14 protein-coding genes are annotated in these 18,425 nt (G+C 41.7%); 6 read left to right on the plus strand and 8 right to left on the minus strand.

Annotation, left to right across the window (positions count from 1 at the left end):
* Positions 1 to 27: 27 nt before the first annotated feature.
* From CKV81_RS03885 to alaS, 4 genes are all read right to left on the minus strand, one after another.
* Positions 28 to 1,836 (minus strand): cytochrome-c peroxidase, encoded by a 1,809-nt coding sequence (locus CKV81_RS03885; protein WP_095070576.1) that lies wholly within the window; start codon positions 1,834 to 1,836, stop codon positions 28 to 30.
* A gap of 68 nt (positions 1,837 to 1,904) precedes the next feature.
* The gene (locus tag CKV81_RS03890) at positions 1,905 to 3,380 is read right to left on the minus strand and encodes a hypothetical protein (protein ID WP_095070578.1); all 1,476 of its coding nucleotides are present in this window, start codon (positions 3,378 to 3,380) and stop codon (positions 1,905 to 1,907) included.
* Between the two features lie 145 nt (positions 3,381 to 3,525).
* Positions 3,526 to 4,398 (minus strand): restriction endonuclease, encoded by an 873-nt coding sequence (locus tag CKV81_RS03895; protein WP_095070580.1) that lies wholly within the window; start codon positions 4,396 to 4,398, stop codon positions 3,526 to 3,528.
* Between the two features lie 96 nt (positions 4,399 to 4,494).
* A complete protein-coding gene (gene alaS, locus CKV81_RS03900) occupies positions 4,495 to 7,152 on the minus strand; it encodes an alanine--tRNA ligase (RefSeq protein ID WP_095070582.1) in 2,658 nt (885 codons plus the stop codon).
* 206 nt (positions 7,153 to 7,358) lie between these two features.
* Here alaS and CKV81_RS03905 point away from each other — a divergent pair, with 206 nt between their 5' ends.
* Positions 7,359 to 8,702 (plus strand): AAA family ATPase, encoded by a 1,344-nt coding sequence (locus CKV81_RS03905; protein WP_095070584.1) that lies wholly within the window; start codon positions 7,359 to 7,361, stop codon positions 8,700 to 8,702.
* A 78-nt stretch (positions 8,703 to 8,780) separates the two neighbouring features.
* Here CKV81_RS03905 and CKV81_RS03910 read toward each other — a convergent pair whose 3' ends face one another.
* A complete protein-coding gene (locus tag CKV81_RS03910; protein ID WP_095070586.1) occupies positions 8,781 to 10,076 on the minus strand; it encodes an OmpA family protein in 1,296 nt (431 codons plus the stop codon).
* A gap of 116 nt (positions 10,077 to 10,192) precedes the next feature.
* Positions 10,193 to 11,668 carry a proline--tRNA ligase gene (proS, locus tag CKV81_RS03915; RefSeq protein ID WP_095070588.1) on the minus strand — a complete coding sequence of 492 codons (1,476 nt, stop codon included), beginning with the start codon at positions 11,666 to 11,668 and terminating at the stop codon, positions 10,193 to 10,195.
* Positions 11,669 to 11,833: 165 nt separating this feature from the next.
* On the opposite strand from proS, the gene CKV81_RS03920 reads away from it, so the two are divergent.
* Together CKV81_RS03920 and CKV81_RS03925 are read left to right on the plus strand one after the other, a co-directional pair.
* Complete coding sequence (locus CKV81_RS03920) at positions 11,834 to 12,862, plus strand: DUF5320 domain-containing protein (RefSeq protein WP_095070590.1); 1,029 nt, start codon at positions 11,834 to 11,836, stop codon at positions 12,860 to 12,862.
* A 28-nt stretch (positions 12,863 to 12,890) separates the two neighbouring features.
* On the plus strand, positions 12,891 to 14,294 hold the full coding sequence (locus CKV81_RS03925) for an OmpP1/FadL family transporter (RefSeq protein ID WP_095070592.1): 1,404 nt from the start codon (positions 12,891 to 12,893) through the stop codon (positions 14,292 to 14,294).
* 55 nt (positions 14,295 to 14,349) lie between these two features.
* On the opposite strand, the gene CKV81_RS03930 is transcribed toward CKV81_RS03925, so the two are convergent.
* Complete coding sequence (locus CKV81_RS03930; RefSeq protein WP_095070594.1) at positions 14,350 to 15,042, minus strand: ZIP family metal transporter; 693 nt, start codon at positions 15,040 to 15,042, stop codon at positions 14,350 to 14,352.
* Entirely contained in the window at positions 15,039 to 15,770 is a 732-nt protein-coding gene (locus CKV81_RS03935; RefSeq protein ID WP_095070596.1) for a class I SAM-dependent methyltransferase, read from the minus strand. The genes CKV81_RS03930 and CKV81_RS03935 overlap by 4 nt, the downstream gene beginning before the upstream one ends.
* Before the next feature lie 50 nt (positions 15,771 to 15,820).
* On the opposite strand from CKV81_RS03935, the gene CKV81_RS03940 reads away from it, so the two are divergent.
* The 3 genes from CKV81_RS03940 to CKV81_RS03950 all read left to right on the plus strand — a co-directional run bounded on the left by CKV81_RS03940 (position 15,821) and on the right by CKV81_RS03950 (position 18,314).
* Entirely contained in the window at positions 15,821 to 16,984 is a 1,164-nt protein-coding gene (locus CKV81_RS03940; protein WP_095070598.1) for a THUMP domain-containing class I SAM-dependent RNA methyltransferase, read from the plus strand.
* Positions 16,985 to 17,047: 63 nt separating this feature from the next.
* Complete coding sequence (locus CKV81_RS03945; RefSeq protein ID WP_095074217.1) at positions 17,048 to 18,052, plus strand: glycosyltransferase; 1,005 nt, start codon at positions 17,048 to 17,050, stop codon at positions 18,050 to 18,052.
* Between the two features lie 61 nt (positions 18,053 to 18,113).
* Positions 18,114 to 18,314 (plus strand): hypothetical protein, encoded by a 201-nt coding sequence (locus tag CKV81_RS03950; protein ID WP_095070601.1) that lies wholly within the window; start codon positions 18,114 to 18,116, stop codon positions 18,312 to 18,314.
* The last annotated feature ends 111 nt before the right edge of the window (positions 18,315 to 18,425 follow it).

Here is an 18,425-nt window from a genome sequence, read left to right on the forward strand (position 1 = left end):
CCCGCAAAAACGGGAATCTTTAATGATTTATCTGTCGTCCAGTGATTTAATAAAGTCGATAATTTTCTCAATTTCTGTTTTAGTGAGATTTAAAGGTGCGTCCGAGAGCGTTTGGTTGTCCACTTTTAAACCCAAGCCTTTGCCGCCGCCTTTGTTGTAGAAATTCATCACGTCCTGCAGTGTGCGGTAACCGCCGTTGTGCATGTAAGGCGCTGTCTTGCTGATATTCCTCAAAGTCGGGGTTTTGAATGAATGCTGGAGCGAGGCTACTGTTTCATGAAATTTACCTCTGCCAAGATCCGGTGACAGTTTTTTATTCTGAGCATTCTCAGCAGTTCCCAGTACTTCCTGTTCGGTTTTGGTAAATGTGGGAGGCACCGTTCCGTTGAAAAGTGGGATAAAATGGCAGCTTGCACAGTTGGCTTTTCCGACAAAAAGATTGAAACCTTCTTTTTGATTTTGCGTCAAAGCATTTGGATTGCCGCGCATAAATTCATCAAAATTTGAACTGAAAGTCGCCAAAGATCTCACATAACTTGCCAGCACATTCTGAAGCTGCCATTTTTCTATTTTTTCGGTTTTGTAAATCTTTTTGAAAACGTTTCGGTAGGCTTCATTATTATTAATTTTAAGAATGATCTCGTCCAGATCGCCGTGCATTTCGTCCCTGTTGGTTATAACTTCAGAAGACTGGCCTTCCAGATCAGAATTTCTCATGTCCCAAAACTGGCCATGCTGAAAAGCGGAATAGTTCAGCGAAGGCGTATTTCTCGCCAACGGATTGTGCTCCAGTGAAAGGGACTTTTCCTTACCGTCGGTGAAGGCTTTTTCCGAAATGTGGCAACTGGCGCAGCTCCGTGAATTATCTTTTGAAAGCACCGGATCATTGAAGAGCTGTTTCCCCAATGCGATTTTGCCGCTGGAGATTTTAAAATTTTCTCCGGGAACAAAAGCGTTGGCATCGAAAGCATTTTTAACATAAAAAGACGGCGCATCGCTCTTCAGTGCAGTTGTCACTTCAACGTTATTGATATTCTGTTCTTTCCGGAAATCAAGCATCAGAGCGGAAATTTTATTCAAATTTTTGGAAATGAAAGCTGCAAAATCGAATGTATTTTTATCATGGTTGGCTTTTAAAATGGCGTTGGCTTTTTCGATCTCCGCATCGATTTCCTTTAATTTATTACTTTCTGATTTTGGCAGGAATTTAAGGGCAGCTTTCACACCTTCAAACGCATACGGGATTTCGGTCAGATGTTTTCCGGAAACCGGTGTGTCGAAGCCAGCAACGCTCAAACTCGAAATTCTGAATATTTCATTTCTTAAAGCATCAAAAACCTGTGCCCGGTTGACGGTAATATTGCTGAACTGCGAATCAATAGTGCCCGATTTGCTCAACAAAAGTTTCAGGTTTCGGATGATTTCCGGGGTGTTGGCTTGATCGTATTCATAAATCAGTTCTTCCAAGACCTGCAAACCTTCCGGTTCCAGCACAATACTTTCAGCAAATTCAATCTCGGGAAGTGCGGGGCCATTGATAAACCTTGCGGAATGCGGCAGGAAATATTCCACAGCCCACTCCATTTTTTTGTATGTTTTCCTTAAATCATCAAAACTGTGCTGAAGCGTCTGCGCATCTGCCTTTTTCTGAGTTAAAGAAATTAAATTCTGGATTCTGGACCTAAAATCGGTATTGGTTTTCAGGACTTCCTGTTTCACATTGACCAGATCTTCGCTCACCACCTGCTCACTCGTTCCTGAACATTGCTGAAAGGCAAAAAATACCATTGCGAACCCTAAAATCCATAGAATTTTAAACTTGAAAATTTTCTCCATAATGACAAAAAAGCATCAGCAGTTGCCCGCTGATACTTTTGATATAAATTTTAAATAATTAGAAAGTGTTATCTCTGTACATTTCTGATGATCACGACCTGACCGCCTTCTTTATTGGTATTAACCCCGGCACCGTCAGCGTTCATAAACTTATCATTTCTCCAGGTATGCGAGTGGATGTTTACCATAAAAGTCCCCGGAACGCCTATGATATCTGAAATATCTTCCATCGCACCAAATTCCCAAGACCCGAATTTATTTAAAGCACCAGACTGATTATAAGCTGTTTGCCAAGCGGCATTGTCTCTGTTATGCTTCATGTTCAACCACGGTTTGTACTGTTTTGTACCGATGTTAAACTGCCAGATGTAAGAATCGTGGCTGGCTGCCTTGTAGTAGGAATCCCCGTCTTCCTGAATGTAGACATAGTTTTCAGTTACACAAACGTTATCCGGGTTGATCAAGTTTTTACCTGGATCTGAATCGCCCTCTGCAACCACTTCAAGTTTACCGGTAAGCATATTGTTTTTGTCCAGAACAAGCTTGTAAAGCCTTCCCCACATGGTAAGTCCCTGTTTAGGATTTACACCGTCTGAAGATTCACCAGTTGCCACGAAATAGATTTCTCTTCCGTTCCCGGCACCTTTTCTGTAATCTACGTCCTCCACTCTTGAGAATCTGATTACACCGTTGTCGATGTTTTTCTGGTTGATTTCTTTACCTGTAAGGTTTTTCGCATTTGGAATTTCAACAAACTCCACGTCGTAAGAGTTACCTTTAGTCATTTCAGTTTCCCAGATCTTTCCGCTCTTAGCTTTCAAGGCATAAAGTTTACCGTTATCCAAATCACCCGGAGTGTTGGAAACATACATCACCAACTGACCTGCCGACTGGTGCGATGTGGAGTAAGACTGGTCTTCACCAATCAGGATATAAGTTTTTCCGTTGGAAACATCTTTAGGAAGCGGAACTGCATTTTCCATAGAAGCTTTACCCAAAGCCGGCTTCACTCTGGATTTATCAGAAGCCTGTGAAGTTGGCGCCAATGGATTGATTGCGTGCACCATAGATTCTTCACCAGATTCACCGGCAGTCAGGAAAGCGCTGAAGCCGTGTTTTTCCGGTGTCGCCAAAGTGGCAGAACAAAGCCTTGTCATACCGCCGATTCCGTTCAGGATATATTCCCCTTTGAAGGGCTTGAAAGTTTTATCCAAATAAACTCTGGAAACCGACTGTGTAATTTCGTGGTTGGTAATCATCAGATAACCGTCAGAATTTGGGTCTTTCATAATCCCCATACCGTCGGGCTGGCCGGCAAAAACGAAATTTGGAGTTCCTGAAAGTACATCGGAACTGGAAATCAAAGTATTGATTGAAAGATTCTCGAAACCTGGCATTGCATACACAAATGCAGGTTCTTTTGAATGGTCCGCAAATTTAATGTTTTCGTTGACTGGCTGGTTCGCCGTCCCATTGTCATCATTACAGCTGTACAGTGAAAGAACTGCCACCGCCATCATCCCAAGAGTTTTCGTGATTTTCATAATTTTTAAAAGATTTATTTCTGGCAAAACTATTGTTCGTTTGTGAACTGAAGTTTACCGAAATGAGATGAATCTTTTAAATATGGATTAAGAAATTGGCAGGTATGTTAAGGTTTTGATAACTTACCTTGGCTAAAAAAACAACTTACTTTTTTATAAATTTTTCGAAAAAATTGTAATCAACTTCATAAACAATCTTTGGCTTTACTCCTAATTCAACTTTTTCAAATAATTCAACTAATTTTTTACCATCAATTAATTCAATAGGTGGTGCCCCTTCTCTGGAGGCTTCTCGTTTTGCATCTTCCGAAAAAGTACCGGTTGTTAAGATAATACCTTTGTCCGCACGCCCGATCATTGCATTTCTAAAATCACCAACTTGAGACCGTGATACTGTTCCTTGATACCGTTTGCATTGAAAGAGCACTTTCATACTAACAAATGGATTTAGTTCTAATGTTCCATAACCATCAATCCCACCATCTCTTGATGCTTGAGTTACAAATACATTTTCAAAACCATGTTCCCTTAGCAAACGTTTGCAGATATGCTCAAACCCTATAGGTGAGACAGTCTGAAGTACCTCCAATAAAGATGGAGCTATTTCATGCTCAACCTCCTCCGGGCCTTGTTCATCCTGTAATTTTTCAATGTTCTTTTTAGAATTTTTATCCTTTCGTGCCTTTTGATGAATTTCTACCCATTTTAAAAATAGTTTTCTGGAATCTTCTAAACTTAAATGGGTGTCTTGACCTTTTGAACTTAACGTCCAGACACCTTTTTTAACATTATCCAGTAACCCTTCCCAGACCAAATACTGACGCGCCCATGCAACTTGATTATCAAATCTCAAAATTCCTGATTTCATTATTTCTTCACGTTGAATATCCGGTACATTCTCTGATTTTGCAATCGCTTCCACTACTTCTTTTGGTCTTGCTGAACCTCCAAGTTCTCTAAGAGCATTTAGTAAAGGACCAAACCATTTTGTAAATTCTGCTTGCTTTTTATCTGCCATTTTATTTCTTTCTTTTCAAATATAAAACATTCATTAAAACAAAAAAACCTCCCATAATGAGAGGTCAGTAATCTATAAATTTCCAGTTCGTAATAATTATAAAGCTTTCGCTTTCTCCACCGCTGCATCAATCCCCGCAAGGTTTTTACCGCCGGCAGTTGCAAAGCCGGGATTTCCGCCGCCGCCGCCCTGGATTTCTTTGGCGAGTTCCTTCACGATATTTCCGGCGTGGTATTTTGCTTCCAAATCTGCGGAAACACCAACGGTAATCATCGGTTTATCACCCGCATAGGAAATGATGACGATTACAGATTTCGGAATTTCTTTCTTCAGTTGGAACACGATGTCCTTCACGCTTCCGGCATCCATGGAAACTTTTTTCACAAGGAGATTTTTGTCGCCGCTTTGCACAAAATCATTTTTCCAGCTTGCAGTTTCGCCCTGGGCTTTTTCTTTTTTCAAAGTCTCGATTTCGGATTTCATGGACGTATTTTCAGCAAGTAACTTCTCAACGGTTTTGCTTAAATCTTTTGATTTTAACAATTGAGAAAGTTCTGCAAGCTGTCTCTCCAAATTTTGGAAATATTCTGCAGATTTATCCCCGGAAATTGCTTCAATCCTACGAATTCCAGCTGCTGTAGAACTTTCAGAGGTGATTTTGAAATGCCCGATTTCTCCAGTGGATTTCACGTGCGTTCCGCCACACAGTTCCTTGGAGGTTCCAAACTGTATCATGCGGACTTTATCGCCATATTTTTCACCAAAAAGCATCATCGCGCCTTTCTCCGTTGCTTCTGCAATCGGAAGGTCGCGGAACTCCTGTAACGCTACATTTTCTTTAATCTTAGCATTCACTTTTTCTTCCACCGCAGCCAGTTCCTCTTCATTCATTTTGGAGAAATGCGAGAAGTCGAAACGCAGATATTCCGGACCAACGTAGGAACCTTTCTGTTCCACATGAGTTCCCAAAACTTCGCGAAGCGCTTCGTGCAGCAAATGCGTTACCGAGTGATTGGCCTGAGTATTTCTACGGTTCCTGGCGTCAACTTTTGCATAAAAAACAGCACCCGCATCTTTCGGCAGTTCTTTGATCAAGGAAATAATCAAATTATTTTCTTTCTTCGTATCCAGAACTTCAATCACCTCAGGATTGTCTTTCACATTATACAAATCCGGTTGAGAAATATCGAAATGCGGCGCATAACTCGGAATCAAAATTCCCTTGTCACCGACCTGTCCGCCCCCTTCCGGATAAAAAGGCGTTTTATTCAGTACAATTTGATAAAACTCGCCGTCTTTATTTTCAATTTTGCGGTATCTCGTGATGTAGGTTTCACTTTTCGTCTGATCGTAACCCACGAAAGTTTCAGGTTTTTCCTCCAAAACCACCCAGTCATAAACTTTTGCGGCAGAATCTTTCTTGGAACGCTGTTTCTGCTTTTCCATTTCGGCTTCAAAGCCCTGTTCATCAACCGTCAACTGCTTCTCTTCAGCAATAATCCTCGACAAGTCCGCCGGGAAACCAAAAGTATCGTAAAGTTCAAACACCTGTTCGCCAGGAAGCGTTTTTTCACCTTTTTTAATCGTGTCATTAATAATGTTGTCGAGTCTCACCAAACCGTTTTCGATCGTTCTGAGGAACGACTGCTCTTCTTCTTTAATGACCTCAGAAACCAAGTGACTTTGCTTCACCATTTCCGGGAAAAATTCGCCCATCTGGTTTTTTAAAACTTCAACCAGTTGATAAAGGAAAGGCTCCTTCATCCATAAAAACCGGTAAGAATACGAGATCGCACGTCGTAAAATCCTGCGGATCACATAACCGGCTCCACCGTTGGAAGGCAGCTGCCCATCGGCAATCGTAAAGGAAACCGCACGGATATGATCCACCACGACACGAATCGCGATATCCTTTTCATTCTCCAAAATTCCCTCATAATTTTTGCCGGAAAGTTCCTCAACTTTTGAAATCAGCGGCGTGAAAACATCGGTATCGTAGTTGGAAGATTTCCCCTGAAGCGCCATACAAAGACGCTCGAAGCCCATTCCGGTGTCGATATGTTTTGCCGGAAGATTTTCCAACGAACCGTCGGCTTTGCGGTTGTACTGCATAAAAACCAGGTTCCAGATTTCCACCACCTGCGGATGGTCGTTGTTCACCAAATCTTTCCCCGGAATTTTCGCCTTTTCCTCCTCAGAACGCAAATCCACATGGATTTCTGAGCACGGACCGCACGGCCCGCTTTCGCCCATTTCCCAGAAATTATCTTTTTTATTTCCGTTCAGAATTCGGTCTTCCGCGATATATTCTTTCCAAAAATTATAGGCATCGGTATCGCGTTCCAAATTTTCAGAAGCATCCCCTTCAAACACCGTCACATACAGATTTTCCTTTGGAATTTTATACACTTCTGTCAGCAGTTGCCACGCCCATTCAATCGCTTCTTTCTTGAAGTAATCGCCGAAAGACCAGTTCCCGAGCATCTCAAACATCGTGTGGTGGTAGGTGTCGCGGCCCACATCATCCAGATCGTTATGCTTCCCCGAAACACGAAGACATTTCTGTGTATCGGCAATCCGCGGCGCTTTCGGCGCCTTGTATCCGAGGAAATAATCCTTAAACTGGGTCATCCCCGAGTTGGAAAACATCAAAGTTGGGTCGTCTTTCAGCACGATCGGCGCGGACGGTACGATCAAATGCTGTTTGCTTTTAAAAAAATCTAAAAATTGCTGGCGTATCTGTTGTGAGGTCATTCTATTTGTTGGTTTTTGGTTTGCCGTCTACACTTGGCTTTCAGCGTTTTGATAAGATGCAAATTTAATGAATTTTAGCTGAAAATTTAACCGCGAAAACATACAGATTTCATACAGTCTCTATGTTTCAGAAGCTGGCTTACGGTTTGTACCATTTACGTTAAATTAAAAAGAGTTATCTTTAATCTTCAAATCATTTTTTAACAATGAAAATCACAGACCTAGCGCTCGAACTGGGCGTTTCCACATACAGCATCAAGCAGTTTATCGATGATTTTGACCTAGAACTTTCAGAATGCCTTTACCCAAATATGGAGGTGAAAGACGATTTTCTGAAGTTTGCCCGCGAAAACAAAAAATTTCTCCTGAATTACGAAAAAGACCTTGTAGAAGCTAAAACCACGGAACAGATTGCTACAGAAATCAATCAGCCGGTGGAAAAAGTGGAGGCCGTCATCAAGAAACAAAAACCCAATCTCTTCGAAAGCGGAATATACAAATCTTCGGTTTCAAGCTATGGGATTGACAACGAATTGGGTGGCAATTATAATTTTGTTTACGATTATTTTGGCAAAAAAACACCTTTGGCGCAGCGTGATTTTATCGGTTACCGCGATTTATTTTTTTATATCACCGAAATGCTGAATCCATTTATCGACGAGCAGCAAGCCAAAGACTGGGGCATTTACAAACCCGCCGGAATTATCCTATACGGACCGAAAGGCAGCGGAAAGATTTTTTGGGCAAGAAAAATTGCAGAGATCATTGGTTATGACTTTAGGGAAGTGAAAAATTCGTACTTAGGAACGTCGTTCATCAACGGTGAGAAGACTGATTTCAATGATTATCTCACCGCGATGATGAAGGAAGATAAAGTGGTTGTATTTTTAGAGGATTTCGATGTTATCGCGCGCGACCGCGCAGCGGACGAAAATCAATATTCAGATTTTGAGGAAACTAAAGACATTATTCTGCACAGCATCCACCGATTCGTGAATGAAGATTTGCTGATGGTAGTTGCAGCCGATAACATGCACGGAATGGACAGTGATGTTTTTGCACCGGGAAGATTTGACGTAAAAATCCCTGTTTTTCCGCCAAACCAGGATGAGCGCTCAGAAATGATTCTCCGTTATCTCACGCAAAATCTGGAAAGCGATTCGGTTTTAATGAAAATTTTAAAGTTCAATGGTGCGGATAAAAAGCCATACTGGAAAGACATTTCAGCAAAAATGAAACTCTTCAGCAATACGATGGTCATTGATTTTACCCAAAGTGTGAAGAAACGGCTGCGCAACCATTACCTTAAAGTGAAAACCCATCAGTTTAAAATGGAAAAAGTGCTTTTGGAAGGCAGTTACCGTGAAGCAGCCAGCAAACTGACGGATGATTACCTGGACTCTGTGCAGCAGTTTATTTATGAAGTTTCTGCCAATGATTATGATGTCTTCTCAAAACGTATCGAAGACCTGAAAACGGAACTCAACACCTTTAAAGTCGTGGAAGCTCCGAGAAGGCAGATCGGTTTTGAGCATAACGAAAAAAAATAAGCTTTAAATTTATTTTTAATATGATAACAAAAATCCCGCCTTTGAAAGACGGGATTCAGTTTTATATAGAATCTTTAATTATTTTGCGAATCTTACAGACATTTTTCTGTCAGCTTCTCTTTCTTTATCTGAAGCAGTTTCAGCAACAGTTGCGAACTTTTCACCGTAACCTTCCGCTCCGATTACCTGTGCACCTACACCGAGATCAGTCAATCTTTTCTTGATGTAATCTGCTCTCTTCTGAGATAGATCAAGGTTTGCCTTGTCGTCACCTTTTTTATCAGTATAACCGCCGATTTTGATTTTTGAATCTGGGTAAGCTTTCAAAATTGCAGCAAGGTTTTCAAGCTGGCCTACCGATTCAGGCGTAATCTGGTCAGATTTTCCGAAAACGAAGTTTACATTATCGAAGTTATACCAAGTATCTTTCAAGGCAGCATCATCCGCAGCATTTTTGTAACCGTCACCTTTCAGGAAGTTGATCATCTGCTGTTCCATACCGTTTGCATAACCTTTAAGCTTGGTACCGTTAAGGTCGATATCAGTAGTCGTTCTGGTAACCGCTGCAGAATCGCCTGTTACCACAGTTGCTGTATCGGTATCAGAAACTACAGCTGTAGAATCAGTCGTATCAGTTACCGCAGTTGTTTCCTTGTTGCCACACTGTTTCCACAGGAACCAACCCGCTAATAAAAGAAGCAATAACGGCAATAACCATCTCCAGATCGAACCACCATCATTGTTGTCATTACGGTCAACGTTTACGTGCGTAGCACCGCCTCTGTTCACCTCAACTTTTGGTTCGTCATAAGAAGACACTCTTACTTTATCGGTATCCACATTTACTGTTTTATCACCGCCGAACCAGTTACCTAATCCCAGAGAAGCTAAAGAAAGACCTGCTGGAAGAAGTGAAGATACAATACCTTTCTGATCATTCAACAAAGATGTCAAACCTGATCTGTCAAGGTTGTTATCTGCTGCATATTTACCTACAGAACCTAAAGCTGCACCTGTAACAAGGTTTAACAAAGAGTTTGTAGATGAGCTGCCAATCCCTGCAAAGTTGGAAACCGCGTTTACAAGCCCTCCAACTTTATCACCGAAAATTGCTGATAAAACTGATGAAATCAATGAATTGTTAGAAGATCCACCCAGAAGGTTTCCTAATAATCCGCTTGATGATGCTCCGGTGATCGCATCCAAAACTGTAGAGTTGCTGGAATTGTTTGCCAAACCACCAACTACAGCAGGAAGCAGACCGCTGATAGCTTTTGAAATTCCTGATTCGCTTTCACCGTACTGGGAAGCTGCCTGCGAAACTAATGCAGGACCTAACTGACCTTTGATAAGATCAATAACGTTTAATGACATAATAGTTTATTTTAAATGTTAACTAACCAAATATAGCAAATTTCAATCCAATAAACTATCGTTTGTCCAATTTTAACAATATTTTATCTAAAGCTTAAACGTGCGTTTATAATGCATCAGTACGCTTTTGCGAAGATGGCTCTGCGGTTCGAAGGCCTGCCTGAAATGAGCGACACTCCTTCTTCTGCTTTTGCATCTAACGGTATGCAGCGGATCGTCGCTTTGGTTTCGTTCTTGATCTGTTCTTCCTCCTCCGCTGTGCCGTCCCAGTGGGCAGAAATGAATCCGCCTTTTTCTTCAAGCACCTTTTTGAATTCTTCGTATGAATTGACCTCAGTGATATTTTCAGCTCTGAAACTGAGTGCTTTGTTATAAATATCGTTCTGAATGGTTTTTAATAATTCTTCAATGTAATTTTCGATGTTTTCCAGAGGGCGAACTTCTTTGGTTAAATTATCTCTTCTGGCGATTTCAACCGTCTTGTTTTCCAGGTCTCTGGCTCCCATTGCGATACGCACCGGAACACCCTTCAGTTCGTACTCGGCAAATTTCCAGCCTGGTTTGTTCTGGTCGTCATTATCGTATTTTACAGAAATTCCTTTAGCCTTTAATTTGCCCTGAAGCTCAAAAGCCACTTCGTTAATTTGGTTAAGCTGCTCTTCCCCTTTGAAGATCGGAACAATGACCACCTGAATCGGTGCTAAGGTCGGCGGCAATACCAAACCATGATCATCGGAATGGGCCATAATCAGCGCTCCCATAAGCCTTGTTGAAACCCCCCACGAAGTGGCCCACGCGTGCTCCATTTTCCCTTCTTTATTGGTAAATTTCACATCGAAAGCTTCCGCAAAATTCTGGCCCAGGAAGTGGGAAGTTCCCGCCTGCAGCGCCTTTCCGTCCTGCATCATCGCTTCGATACAGTACGTTTCTTCTGCGCCGGCGAATCTTTCAGAAGGTGTTTTAATACCCTTAATTACAGGAACAGCCATAAATCTTTCTGCGAAATCCGCATACACTTCAAGCATTTTTTCGGTTTCTTCAACCGCTTCCTGTTTTGTGGCATGAGCGGTATGTCCTTCTTGCCACAGAAATTCAGCGGTCCTCAGGAAGAGCCTGGTCCTCATTTCCCAACGCACGACATTCGCCCACTGGTTAATCAAAATCGGTAAATCCCTGTATGACTGAATCCAGTTTTTATAAGTACTCCAGATAATTGCTTCAGAAGTTGGGCGCACGATGAGTTCCTCTTCAAGCTTTGCTTCCGGATCCACGATGAGTTTTCCGGGATTTTCCGGATCATTTTTTAATCTGTAATGCGTGACTACAGCACATTCTTTGGCAAAACCTTCTGCATTTTTTTCTTCCGCTTCAAAGTAACTCTTCGGGATAAAGATGGGGAAATACGCATTTTGGTGACCCGTTTCCTTAAACATCCTGTCCAGCTCGTCCCGCATTTTTTCCCAGATCGCGTAACCGTACGGTTTGATCACCATACATCCTCTTACTCCTGAATTTTCAGCAAGATCTGCCTTTACCACCAGCTCATTATACCATTTGCTGTAATCCTCGCTTCTTGAAGTTAGCTTTGCCATTATATTTTTTAATTTGTTTTAACTTTTTTAAGTCTTGATTTAACTTTTTCCTGAACTCTATATCTAATTTAAAAAGTGTATTTTTACGGTAACGAAACCTCATGAAAGGTACACGTACAGTATAAAGTGCAAATATAATTTAAATTAAAATTTTTCACATTTATTATGAAAAAAAATATACATCCAAATCTATGGGGACTGCTAAAATCTAAAGCAGTTTTAGGCGTTTCTGCAGGGATGCTGATGGTCTCCTGTGGGGCATATACCGGCGGCTACTCCGAAACAGACGGTGTTTACTACGATCCGAATACTGACACTTTGCCTGTGGCAACCGAATACGAAAGCGGTAACCGGGTAGGTGAAACTTATGATTACAAAGATTCAACAAGTACGATCGAAAAAAGCAGACAAAACCAGCTGAATAAAAGAAACCGTTACCAGAACGACAACTGGGCCAGTGATAACGTAAAATCTTCAGACTGGGGAACTTATTCAGGTTCTGAAACCCATTATAACAGCTGGGGTTATCCGTTCGGCTACGGTTACGGATTCTATCCAAGATACGGATGGGGCGGCTACTACGGAATGAGCTTCGGTTGGGGAAGCCCATGGGGATATGGTTATTATGATCCGTTCTTCGATTTCGGTCCTTGGGGTTATAATTCTTACTTTGGCTATTATCCGTGGGGTTATTCAAGATTCTATGGATACAGCCCTTACTATGGATATTACAATCCTTACGGCTATTATGGCTATGATCCCTATTTCTACGGAAGCCCGTATTATGGAAGTTATTACAGAGCACCACAAAGAAAAAGAGGTGCAGATGGCTTCTACAACGGCAATACCGGAAGAATGACACAGCCCAGCGGCGCTACAATCCGAAACGGCAACACCATGCAAAGGCCAGTAATCATTCAGGACGGTACCGCACAGCCAAGAATGAGAACCGGTGAAACAATGAGAACCGGCAATACGCAAAGAACTGCGCCTACACAGAGACAGATACCACAGCAAAGATCTGCGCCAAGGTTTGAAAACAGAACCTTTGAAAACAGGACTTTTGAAAACAGAAGTTTTGAGAACAGAAGCTATGACAGCGGTTCCAGATCAGGTGGATTCAGCTCCGGTTCATCTTCAAGCGGAAGCTCATCACGAGGTGGCGGCATGAGAACCGGCGGTGGCAGATTCTAATTTAAAAAATTAAAAATATATAAAATAAATGATTAAAAAGTCTTTAGCGATTTTATCAATCTCAGCTGCTTTTTATGCGCAGGCACAGGACGCATCTGTCCTAAAAAATTCAGTTGATGTATATTCAAACTCAGGGTTGAACGGCTCATCAAAATACAATGCCATGGCAGGTGCTATGGGAGCTTTGGGAGCGGATGCTTCGGTTTTAAATTCAAACCCGGCGGGAATTGGCGTTGCTATTGCAAGCGACCTTTCCGGAACGCTGAGCATCAATAATTCTAAAATTTCAACAGGTCTGTTTGGCAATGCTGTCGAGAACACGGCCAATAAAGCAGATGTAGGACAGGTTGGCGGAATTGTGGTTTTCGAGACGCGTTCTACCTCGCCGTGGAAATTCGTAAACCTTGGTGTTAATTTTTCCACAAAATCGCTGGATGAATATGCGGAAACAGCAGGCAATAGTAATGTTGCCTTTACTTTAGATGACGGCGACAGAATCTCGCTCAATGCCCACGCATATGACAGAATTGGAGATTTAACTAAAATGAGCCTCGGCCTGGGCGGAAATTATAACAACAGGTTTTATGTTGGTGCAGGTTTGAACTTACACGGTTCCAATTTTCAGCAGTATGATTATGCATCAATGAAATTTGCAAGCGATGGCGGCTCTGAAACTTTTTATAAGCAGTACACGCCATATCTTGAAGATGCCACCGGTTTTTCTGCAACAGTTGGCGTTATCGGCAAAGTAAACAACCAGTTCAGATTGGGTGCAGCGGTAGAAACGCCCACATGGTGGAACATCGACAGAACTTACACTTTCTACGGTTACGATTCTGCGGACGATGGCGAGTATTCCGAGAACATAAGTTTTGCTTCGCCAATGAAAGCTACTTTGAGTGCGGCTTTCGTTCCAAGCAAGAATTTAGCAGTGAACGTAGATTATTCATTAGGAATTACGAAACCTAAATTCGGTAAAATGGGTTCTGCAGCACAGACGGAAATGGATAATTTCCTAGATGCCAACTATAAAAACGTTTCTGAAGTGAAAGTTGGTGCAGAATACCGTATCCAGCAGTTCAGGTTAAGAGGCGGGTACGGTCTTACAACCGGCCCATACAGTGACATGATCGCTATGGCCTCTATTGATAATTTAGGTCAGGTGAATACTAATTCCTCATACGGTAACTTGTATTCTGGTAAAAAAGAAATGTTTGGTCTTGGCCTTGGTTATGATTTCAAGACCTTCTATGTAGATGCTGCCTACAACAATATATGGACAAATTACCATATGCCGTTTTTACAAGGTTTTTCTACAGCCGGAACTGAATATTACTCAAACTCTGCTTTTTTTGCAAACGAAGCTGCAGTGGTTTCAGAAACAAAAAACAGCCAAAACAATGTCACTTTAACATTGGGTTGGAAGTTTTAAATAGTGTGAAAATTTAATGAAGGCTCCGGACTGTTTCAGTTCGGAGTTTTTTTTATTAATGATGGTGATGAAATAAATGCCCTGTCATCGCCAGCAGTACACCGAGAATCACCAAAGCGATTTTAGTCCAGTCCGTATTATGGTTTTTGTTGCTTTCAAAAATAATAACAGAAGAAATATGCAGGAAGATACCTCCAACGATCGCCAGAAAATAAGGCTGCCAATCAGGATTAAAATATTTTCCGAGCAAAAGCCCCAGCGGTGAGGCGCCTGCAAATAAGATGATAATCAACCAGGAATAAGCTGAAAGTTTTTTATTTCTGAACAAAAAAGCACCCAGCACAAAAGAAATCGGGAGGTTGTGAAAAATGATACCCTGCAAGTACGGGGAAAAAACTTCCGTTTCGCCGGCTAAAGGAATGCCTTCGATAAATGCATGAATAAACAACCCCACGATCAGGCCAGCCGGCAGCACCGCATCATTATTGTGGTGATGAAAGTGACCGTGCTCAAACCCTTTGGTAAAATTTTCGAGCAGCATCTGAAGAATGACACCACCGATAACCCAGGCGCCAATATTATGATTTTCAGAATGATAAACCTGTGGAAAAACTTCATTCAGGCAGATCGTAATCAAAAATCCGGCACTGAGAATAAGCAGATATTTTGCAAGTTTTTGCTTTGAACCAAAGAATTTGCCCAATACAACACCCACCAGGACACTTAATATGAGTAAGGTTAAAATCATACACCAACCTTTTTAAAAATATTGATACAGCGTGGCGAAGTCTCGAGCTCAAAAACTCCCAGACTGTAGTTCCCATACAGCTTTTCGCGCTGGAAACCGCATTCCGTCGCCAGGGCATCAATTTCCTCCAAAGTATGGAGTTTCACTTTTTCAAAGAAATGAAAATCTTCGCCTTTATCATTAAAGTAAATATCCTTGATCACGTGCTGACCTTCGATTTTCTTTTTAATTTTAAAATCGATACCATTCCTTTCAACCACAGTTTCCTCAACAAGGGTGTTTTTCACATATTTTTCATTTAAAAAATCCAGGACAAAGTAACCGTCCTGTTTCAGAATATCAAAAACAGAAGAAAAAACCTTTTTATCATCCTGAGGATCATCGAAATAGCCAAAACTTGTAAAAAGATTGAAAACAGCATCCGCTTTTCCACCGTCGATCTTATCGCGCATATCATGAACTTCAAATTTCAGGTCTTCATTTTCAAACTGTCTGTTGTGGGCAATGCTTTCATCAGACAAATCAAGTCCCAAAACCCTGTATCCGAGATTATTCAGGTAAACTGAATGCCGGCCTTTGCCGCACGCCAGATCAATAATTTCCGCATACTCCGGAAGCTCCAAATCCATTACCAATAAAGAAATAAAGGCTTCAGCCTCTGTAAGATCACGGTTTTTGTAAAGAATATGATAGTAAGGTGTATTAAACCAGGTTTTGAACCACGCCATAGTGCAAAAATAGTTAAATTTGCGGGATATCCGATTTCAGCAGCAAATCCATGAACACCGATAATTTACATATCCAGATAAAAACATTCTACGGGCTGGAGCCAATTTTAGCAGAAGAAATTAAAAAACTCGGCGGCAAAAACGTCGAGATAAAAACCCGCGCCGTCAACTGCGAAGGTGACCTTGGCTTTCTTTATAAAATCAACTATTCGGCTCGCACAGCGGTAAAAATTTTAGTTCCCATTTATGAATTTAAAGCCTTTAATGAGCATAAATTCTATGATAAACTGCTGAAGTTCAACTGGGACGAGTTTATGTATGTCAATCAGAGTTTTGCGATTGACGCGACGGTTCATTCCGAAAGATTTACGCACTCCCAGTTTATGACCTTGAAAATGAAGGACGCCATCGTAGATTTTTTCAGGACAAAATACAAACAGCGCCCGAATGTGGATCCCAAAAACCCGGACATAAAATTCAACCTGCATATTGACCGAGATTTTGTGACGGTTTCTTTGGATTCATCGGGCGAGCCGCTGTTTAAGCGCGGCTACCGTAAGGAACAGGGCGAAGCTCCCATCAATGAAGTTTTAGCCTCCGGAATGCTGCAGATTGGGGGTTGGGACGGCAAAGGAAATTTCCTGGATCCGATGTGCGGCAGCGGCACCATCCTGATAGAAGCAGCCATGATTGCTATGGATCTTCCGGCTCAGATTTTCAGGAAAAAATTTGCGTTCCAGAACTGGAAAAATTATGATGAGGAACTGTTCCAAAAAATAAAGGAATTCCGGATCAACAGGATAAAGGAATTTGAAGGAAAAATCGTTGGCTACGACATCGACGCACGAATGCTGAACGCGGCACGAATCAACATACAAGCCGCAGAAATGGAAGACGTCATCGAAGTGCAAAAAAAGAATTTCTTCGAATCCACAAAAGAACTTTTCCCTTTGCTGATGGTCTTCAATCCGCCGTATGACGAAAGAATTTCGATTAAATTTGATGAATTCTACAAGAAAATCGGCGATACTTTTAAAACCGGTTATCCGAACACTTTGGCTTGGCTGATTTCCTCTGATCTTCAAGCTGTAAAAAAAATAGGTTTGCGCCCTTCGAGGAAAGTAAAACTCTACAACGGGAAACTGGAAACCAGATTTCTGCAGTATGAGATGTACGAAGGAAGCAAAAAGTCTAAAAACAACGAACCAAGCTAAAGATGCAGCAATCTACCAGCTGCTATTGCTGCACTGATGAACTAATATATTTTAAAATTGAATTTGAACCCAAGCATTTCCATCATCATCGCTATTTTCAACCGGAAAGATGAGCTTTTCGAGCTGCTGAATTCCCTTGCCTTTCAGACGGACAAGGATTTTGAGGTGATCGTGGTGGATGACGGTTCGCTGATTGCACTTTTGCCCACGGTTGAGCTTTTTGAGAATCGGCTGAATATCCAGTTTTTCAGAAAGGACAATTCCGGGCCGGGACTTTCCAGAAACTACGGTGCAAGGCGCGCTAAAGGCGAATGGCTGGTCTTTGTGGACAGCGACGTTATCGTGGAAAAAGATTATATCAAAAACATCAGGAAAAATATCGTCGAAATTCCGTGTGATGCATTTGGCGGTGCAGACAAAGCTCATAAAGGTTTCAACCTGATGCAGAAAGCGATTTCCTACTCTATGACTTCCGTTTTTACGACCGGCGGAATTCGCGGAAATAAAAGTGCGGTGACGAAATTTCAACCTCGAAGTTTCAATATGGGGGTGAGAAAATCGGCTTTTGAAGATGTTGGCGGATTCTCGGAAATGCGGATTGGCGAAGATCCTGATTTATCGATGACACTTTGGGAAAAAGGCTATAAAACTGCTTTTTTCGACGATATTGGTGCTTACCACAAGCGTAGAACCGATTTTGGGAAATTTTCGAAACAGGTGAGCCAGTTTGGTATTGCAAGGCCAATCCTGAATCAGCGTCACCCCAATTATGTGAAGATTACATTTGCCTTTCCGTCCCTTTTTCTGATTGGCTATGTGCTTGGATTTATTGAGTATTTCTTTTTAGGCAACGGGTTTATCCTTGCGATGTACGGTGTGTACACGTTTTTGGTGTTTTTCCACGCGCTTTGGAAAACCAGGAATATCAGCATTGCGGGAATGGCGGTGATTGCGACTTATATACAGATGTTTTCTTACGGTTACGGATTTCTGAAATCCTGGTTTTTGCTTAATATTTTCAGGATGAAGCCGGAGGAAGCATTTCCAGAGCATTTTCATAAGCAATAGTCCGGTTGTGTTTTAAAAATTAACCTCTCTTTTTGAGAATCCACGCACATCTTTCAGGTGGATGAATTCCATATTTCTGGCGGAATTCAAAATCATTCTTACGGTTACTTTATCACCGGACAAGCGATTGCAGCGGCATCCTTTTTTGGTGGCTGAGGAAACTTCCGAAGCCGCCGAAAAAGATACAGCGGAAAGCGCGGTTCCGGGAAATGGTAGTGGCATGTGGGCCGGCTTTCCCGGAATGGCCCATAAAAAATCCTGAGATTTTCAACCTACAAACTGAAATAAATTATTTTCCATGAAATACATTCGCAGTTATTGAAATTGAATCCTCGGGTTGTTAAAAAAAATCCCGCTCTAAAAATTTCAAACG

It is taken from the genome of Chryseobacterium taklimakanense (assembly GCF_900187185.1).
Taxonomy (GTDB): domain Bacteria; phylum Bacteroidota; class Bacteroidia; order Flavobacteriales; family Weeksellaceae; genus Planobacterium; species Planobacterium taklimakanense.